Source organism: uncultured Meiothermus sp., from assembly GCF_937863175.1.
Classification (GTDB): Bacteria; Deinococcota; Deinococci; order Deinococcales; family Thermaceae; genus Meiothermus.
The window spans coordinates 1-4,758 of the sequence record NZ_CALMCQ010000062.1 but is presented as its reverse complement, the minus strand read 5'-3'; the positions used below and the strand labels follow the sequence as shown (position 1 = coordinate 4,758).

The 4,758-nt window shown below is 55.3% G+C and carries 7 protein-coding genes; 3 read left to right on the top strand and 4 right to left on the bottom strand.

The window, feature by feature from the left end:
* The coding region (locus Q0288_RS02520) for a chorismate mutase (RefSeq protein ID WP_299426697.1) at window positions 1-135 on the bottom strand (135 nt) is incomplete at its 3' end.
* A 96-nt stretch (window positions 136-231) separates the two neighbouring features.
* Here Q0288_RS02520 and rpmE point away from each other — a divergent pair.
* Together rpmE and Q0288_RS02510 are read left to right on the top strand one after the other, a co-directional pair.
* Entirely contained in the window at window positions 232-459 is a 228-nt protein-coding gene (gene rpmE / locus Q0288_RS02515) for a 50S ribosomal protein L31 (RefSeq protein WP_299426691.1), read from the top strand.
* Between the two features lie 156 nt (window positions 460-615).
* Complete coding sequence (locus Q0288_RS02510; RefSeq protein ID WP_299426694.1) at window positions 616-1,218, top strand: thymidine kinase; 603 nt, start codon at window positions 616-618, stop codon at window positions 1,216-1,218.
* Window positions 1,219-1,428: 210 nt separating this feature from the next.
* Here Q0288_RS02510 and Q0288_RS02505 read toward each other — a convergent pair whose 3' ends face one another.
* Window positions 1,429-1,833, bottom strand: coding sequence for an Hsp20/alpha crystallin family protein (locus Q0288_RS02505; protein ID WP_299426688.1), 405 nt, complete (start codon window positions 1,831-1,833; stop codon window positions 1,429-1,431).
* 41 nt (window positions 1,834-1,874) lie between these two features.
* On the opposite strand from Q0288_RS02505, the gene miaA reads away from it, so the two are divergent.
* Complete coding sequence (miaA, locus tag Q0288_RS02500; RefSeq protein ID WP_299426685.1) at window positions 1,875-2,813, top strand: tRNA (adenosine(37)-N6)-dimethylallyltransferase MiaA; 939 nt, start codon at window positions 1,875-1,877, stop codon at window positions 2,811-2,813.
* Window positions 2,814-2,857: 44 nt separating this feature from the next.
* Here the strand turns inward: miaA and Q0288_RS02495 are convergent, their stop codons facing one another.
* Both Q0288_RS02495 and Q0288_RS02490 read right to left on the bottom strand, forming a co-directional pair.
* Window positions 2,858-3,175 (bottom strand): hypothetical protein, encoded by a 318-nt coding sequence (locus tag Q0288_RS02495; RefSeq protein WP_299426682.1) that lies wholly within the window; start codon window positions 3,173-3,175, stop codon window positions 2,858-2,860.
* Between the two features lie 117 nt (window positions 3,176-3,292).
* Window positions 3,293-4,348 carry a sodium-dependent bicarbonate transport family permease gene (locus tag Q0288_RS02490; protein ID WP_299426678.1) on the bottom strand — a complete coding sequence of 352 codons (1,056 nt, stop codon included), beginning with the start codon at window positions 4,346-4,348 and terminating at the stop codon, window positions 3,293-3,295.
* Window positions 4,349-4,758: the final 410 nt, after the last annotated feature.

Genomic DNA, 4,758 nt, shown 5'->3' with positions numbered 1-4,758 from the left:
CATGGCCCCAATGGTGTCGAAATCGGTAATCTGATTGACCTCGAGCATCTTCTGCAACAGCTCTCGGGTGGCACTCAGAATAGCCCCCCGGCTATCTTCCTCAACGGTAATGGCGCCGCGCACCCCTCTGGTCATAGACTGCGCGATTCTAACCCTGCCTTGCCCCCTGCGCCTAGACCTGCTATAGTGCATGGGTTGACTGCACGGCAAAATCCGTGCCCAGGAGAGCGTATGAAAGAGAAGATTCACCCCAGGCTGGTTCCCTGCAAAATCATTTGCAACGGTCAGGTGGTCATGCAGACCTACAGCACCAAACCCGAGATTCACGTCGAAGTTTGGAGCGGCAACCACCCTTTCTGGACAGGCCAACAGCGCTTCGTAGACACCGAGGGCCGCGTCGAGAAGTTCCAGAAGAAGTTCGGAGGCAGCTACGGTAAGAAGGCTGCCAAAAAGCAGTAATCGCCCTCGAATGCTGACAGGTGAACCGCCGTTCGCCTGTCTTTTTTTTCGCTTAACCCTCAGGGCGAAACCGACACCTTTGTGCTTGCTGCTCTATTGGGCCGCTGCCATATGCACCGCTTGCCGATTGCGATATGCTAGGCCCCGATTATGAGCTTGCCCCATCTTCCACATCACCAGGGCTGGATTGAAGTTGTGGTGGGTCCGATGTTCTCTGGAAAATCGGATGAACTGATTCGGCGTATCAAGCGCGCCTTAATTGCCCGGCAGCGGGTTCTGGTATTCAAGCCGCGCATTGATGACCGCTACAACCTGACCGACGTCTCGAGCCACGATGGCATACGGGCCGAAGCTATTCCGGTGCGCGATTCAACCGAACTGCGGGTACGCCTGACCGATCCCCTACCCGAAGTGGTTGCTGTAGACGAAGCACAGTTTTTCGATGCTGGTTTGATCGGAGTGGTGCTGGAGCTGGCTGACAAGGGTGTGCGGGTGATTTGTGCTGGACTGGACATGGATTTTCGCGGCGAACCGTTTGGTATCATTCCCGACCTGTTGACCAGGGCTGAGTATGTAGAGAAGCTCTACGCGGTGTGTCCGGTTTGTGGTGCCCCCGCGACCCGTACCCAGCGCTTTGTAAATGGCAAGCCGGCTCGCTACGACGATCCAGTAATTCTGGTGGGGGCCCGCGAAGCCTATGAACCACGCTGCCGCAAGTGTCACACCGTCATTACCAGAGAGGTGCAGGAGATTCTTTGAAAGCATGAGACGACGACTGATCGGACTGGAAGCCCAGGACTTCTCGGTTCTCACAAGACGGCCCATGCCGCACCCATCCCCGAAGGCCCCGCCCAGGCCCAGAAAACCCGACTCCGTATCGGCTGGCGAGCGCAATGCTTCTGGCTCTGCCACGGGTTTTTGGTCGCGAGTGGCAATAGCCCAACCGAAACGAAAGTGATTTTCGAAGATCTACTTCTTGCCCCTGCGGGGGGTTTTACGGGCTTTTTGTAGCACCAGTTCCAGCAGACCACTTTTGAGGGAAGCCTGGGCACTGTTGGGGACGATCGCTTCGGGTAAGGTCAGGGTGCGGCGGAATTGACCGGTAGGGCGTTCCCGGCGGGGGTAGTGGCCCTCGAGGGGATGCCGAACCCCAGCCAGGGTGATGGTCTGGCCTTCTTCGTGCAGCTCCAGGTCTTCGTCATTCACCCCCGGTACGTCTACCAGGATGCGAAACTGCCTTCCCTCATCGAGTACATCCACCGCTGGTACCCATTCACCAAAGACTTCCTGGGAGGAGAACCGGCGCGATAGCTCGTCGAGTTGTTGGCGGATGGTTTGCAAGCGTTCAATAGCATCAAAGCGTTCAATTGTCATGGTGTCGAGAATATCATGGCTGGGGCAGTGGGCCATGAGCTATGAGTGATGTAAAACAGCAACTTCGGCCTGTAATTCCCGTGCTGACCGGGCCAACCGCTACCGGCAAGACCGAGTTGGCTCTGCGCCTGGGCCAGATGTTCCCGACTGCCGTGATTTCTGCCGATGCCAGCATGGTGTATCGGGGGATGGACGTTGGCACTGCCAAGCCCAGTGCAGCAGAACGGCAACAGGTCAAGCATTACCTGATAGACCTGCTGCTGCCCAGCCAAACCTTCAGCGTGTCGGAGTATCTTCGCCATGCCGAAGAAGCGATTCGGCAGGCCCTCGAGCAGGGCCAAATTCCCCTGGTGGTGGGTGGAACCGGCTATTACATCCGCGCACTGTCGGAGGGCCTGTACGAACTGCCGGAGCCCGATCCGGTGCTACAGGCCGAACTCTGGGAAGCGGTGGAGGCGCAGGGTATTGAACCTTTGCTAAGCGAACTCGAGGCCGCCAGCCCCGAAGATGCCCGGCGGGTGCAGCGCAACCCCCGCCGTATCGTGCGAGCCATCGAGATCCTGCGTCGCACCGGGACTCCACCCGCAAGGATTTCCCAGCGTGAACCCCTGTTTCAGTACCAGAAGCTGATTTTATGGCCCGCCTGGGAATGGCTTTTGCCTCGCCTGGAGGCTCGAGTGGAACGCATGCTGGAGCAGGGCCTGGTGCAGGAGGTTGAGCAACTCCTGGCAACCTATCCACAAATGCCTACTGCGCTGCAAAGCATTGGCTATAAGGAGGTGACAAGCTATCTGCGGGGTGAGTGCACGTTACTTCAGGCCCAGCACTCAATCATTAAAGCGACGCGGGGCTATGCCAAACGCCAGTACACCTGGTTCCGCAAAGAACCCGGCAACGTTACCTTTTTGCCCAGTGGGGGTGAGGCAGCCTGGGCAGGGGTGCGGGACTGGTTTGAAAAAGCGATCAAGAACAAAGCGTGAGCCGTCGCCTGGAACAATCCCTCGAGCTGCACCTTTAAATTGTGTTAGTCAAAGTGTTTGTTCCTGATTACTTTCACATCAGCCACATATACGACCATCACCACGCCCCTGTCTAACATAGTAGAAAGTCCCTGGAGGATGCGCTCTGCAACCTCTGGCCCAGTAATGCTTACAATTTCTAGATTGCCCGAAATACCCCCTAAGCCTCCGTGGTCACTCCTGATACCGTGCCGACCTTTGCCAGAAATCTCGGTATACTCTGTAAAACCACTGGCTCCAGAGTCTTCGATCAGCCTGACCACCTGGTCTCGGTAAACCCGCTCTACGATGATGCTGATGAGTTTTTTGTCAAACATCTCCACGGATGGCCTCCTCTAATCTTGTGCAATTTTGAGTAAATTTCTGCGGTCATACAATTGCAGTCGCATGCGGTGATGGTGTTTCACAACCGAAGGCGTTGCGCCGACGGTAGACAACCCCTAACCCCACAGAGCCTGACTGACTGCCAGCCAGAGCGGCAGGCTGACTATGATGTTGAAGGGAAAGGTCAATACCAAGGCCATGGGAAGGTATACAGCGGGATTGGCTTCGGGTATTGCGGCGCGCAAGGCAGGTGGGGCCGAAATATACGAAGCGCTTCCTGCCATTGCCGCAAACACAAAGGCATCGCCCCAGCCCAGGGTTCCTGGAAAAACCAGATGGATTGCGTAGATTCCAGCAATTGCCATTAAGGCCCATATCTGAGGCAGAATCCAGGCTACGGGTATCGTCCGAACCAGCTTAGTGCCGTACTCTTTGAGTTCACCAATTCTTTTGGCGGCCACCATCCCCAACTCCAGTAAATACAAGCTCAATACCCCATGGAACAAAGCACCAAAGAACTGCATGGTGTCGGCCATCCTGCTGGGTGAAAAGGTTTGTGAGAGTATGCCCACGACCAGGCCACCGATCATAAGCCAGATGGCCCAACCAAAAACCGAATCGCGTAGCAGCCCGCGCAGGCGAACCCTTTTTGATGTGTCTTTAGCTTCTCGCAGTAGTGCCATTCTACCCAGGACTATCGCGGCAATAATTCCGGGCGCATCCAAAAATACATTGGTGGCTACCATCCAGCCGTTGTAGATCAAGTCCTCCGGTACTGCGTCCTGGGCGGCCCTGGCCATGCTAACGGCCACCATAAGTGTTACGGAGCTTACCGCACTGTACAACCCAGCGGTGGCCCAGGCATCGGCGGTCTTAAACCCCAGCACAACCCTGAAAATCTTTTGACTGAACACCACCGTCAGTATCGAAATCACGATGCCAAAGGCTGCCACCATAGCCATGGCTGCTGGTAGGTCGGGGGATTCTTGCACCGCTTCTACTGCTTCGATGCCACCTTCCAGTCCGATGGAAAGCAATAGAAAAATAGCGCAGAATTTGACCACTGGTGGCGGGATCTCCAGATCTGACCTCACCAGAACGCTGATCATGCCCAGCGCGAAGAACAAAATCGCAGGCGCAAACAAACTTGAAAGAATCGAATTTGCTTCCATAAATAGCGAGATATTACTGAGAATTTCCAGCCTCAGTCAATTGAAATTTAGCTACAGGCGGATAAAAATGGACTGAGTAAAACAGCGGGCAAACCCTCTATCGTGGCCCTGGCAATTGCCCGTTGCTGCTCATGGCAGTAAAAAATTGCTGTACGCAACGCTTTTTGTCCGGGGAAGGGTTTAATTCTTTCTGAAAACCGCTCTGAGGTCGAACCGAAGCTTGTCAGAGCTAGAAGTCCAGGCGGTAGCCCTGTGGGTTGTAGCGTAAGGAATGTAGACACTACGGTCTACTCGAGCCGTATCATGGTGCGGTATGTTGGCGCAGGAAATTGTACAAAGTATCCAGACGGGCAGAATGTCACCCCGCGAGGCGATGGAGATTTATTTGCAGCGGATCGAGCAACTCGAGC

What these genes read in the sequence shown, in the direction of transcription:
- Q0288_RS02505 (WP_299426688.1), bottom strand. Translation starts at nt 1,833, where the DNA reads ATGACAATTGAACGCTTTGATGCTATTGAACGCTTGCAAACCATCCGC.
- Q0288_RS02490 (WP_299426678.1), bottom strand. Translation starts at nt 4,348, where the DNA reads ATGGAAGCAAATTCGATTCTTTCAAGTTTGTTTGCGCCTGCGATTTTG.
- miaA (WP_299426685.1), top strand. Translation starts at nt 1,875, where the DNA reads ATGAGTGATGTAAAACAGCAACTTCGGCCTGTAATTCCCGTGCTGACC.
- rpmE (WP_299426691.1), top strand. Translation starts at nt 232, where the DNA reads ATGAAAGAGAAGATTCACCCCAGGCTGGTTCCCTGCAAAATCATTTGC.